The following is a 1,156-nucleotide window of genomic DNA, read 5'->3' as shown; positions in this document are numbered from 1 at the left end:
CTAGTGGTTTGACTCCAACGTTTGGAACCCACGGTTTCGAGCTGCGATGATGTCGTCCGGGTTTGCTTTCCAGACGAAAGGTTTTGGATTGTCTGCGTTGTACTCCTGGATGAAGCGGTTGATAGCAGCCTGGAGGTCGACGACGGAGTGGAAGACACCGTGCTTGAGACGCCGCCGGGTCAGCTTGGCGAAGAAGCCTTCAACGGCATTGAGCCATGAGGACGAGGTAGGTGTGAAGTGGAAAGTCCAGCGCGGGTGTCGGGCGAGCCATTCCTGGACCTTGTCCTTCTTATGCGCAGCGTAATTGTCGAGGATCACATGGATCGCCTTGTTTCTGGGTACTTCGCGCTCGATCCGATTGAGGAAGCGGATAAACTCCTGATGACGATGACGCTGCATGTTCTGCCCGATGACGGTTCCGTCGAGCACGTTGAGCGCGGCAAACAGCGTGGTCGTGCCATGGCGCTTGTAGTCGTGGGTCAGGGTTCCGGCGCGGCCTTTCTTCATCGGTAGACTTGGCTGGGTGCGGTCGAGCGCCTGTATCTGCGATTTCTCATCGACCGACAGGATCACCGCATGGGCAGGCGGATCGACATAGAGCCCGACGATCTCGGTGAGCTTTTCGGCGAAAGCCGGATCGTTCGACAGCTTGAAGCTGCGCCAGCGATGCGGCGCAAGGCCATGCGCCTTCCAGATCGACTGCACCGTCGATACGGCAAGTCCGACTGCCTTGGCCATAGCACGCGCGGTCCAGTGGGTCGCCTCATGCGGCGGCGGCTCCTGCGTCAGTCGGACAATTTCCGCTACGCGTTTCGGGGGAACCGGGGCCTTTCCGGCCGGTCGGGATTTGTCCCGAAGAAGGCCATCGACACCCTCGTGCATGAAGCGCTCCTGCCAGCGCCATATGCAGGTCTTCGACTTGCCCGTCGCCGCCATGATTGCAGATGTGCCCAAACCGTCATCGCTCAGCAAAACAATGCGGGCACGCCAGACATGCTTCTGCGGGCTCAAGGGAGCCGATACAACGTCGCCCAGCCGCTGACGGTCCACGCCACAAACAGTGAAATTAATGCCATCGCGCATCTCTAAAGACTCGCACATCACAAGGCCCGTGGGAATCCCAGATCGGACTCTTTCGTTCCGGTCAAACCACTAG

Annotated in this window: 1 protein-coding gene; it reads right to left on the bottom strand. The window is 59.2% G+C overall.

What is annotated here, in order from left to right; genetic code table 11:
- The gene (locus JNC70_RS22735; RefSeq protein ID WP_374789052.1) at positions 1–1,083 is read right to left on the bottom strand and encodes an IS630 family transposase; all 1,083 of its coding nucleotides are present in this window, start codon (positions 1,081–1,083) and stop codon (positions 1–3) included.
- Positions 1,084–1,156: the final 73 nt, after the last annotated feature.

It is taken from the genome of Brucella oryzae (genome assembly GCF_041929965.1).
Classification (GTDB): Bacteria; Pseudomonadota; Alphaproteobacteria; order Rhizobiales; family Rhizobiaceae; genus Brucella; species Brucella oryzae.
This window is presented reverse-complemented; position numbering and strand designations above follow the sequence as displayed.

Coding starts and splice junctions, on each gene's coding strand:
- JNC70_RS22735 (WP_374789052.1), bottom strand. CDS start 1,083: ATGCGCGATGGCATTAATTTCACTGTTTGTGGCGTGGACCGTCAGCGG.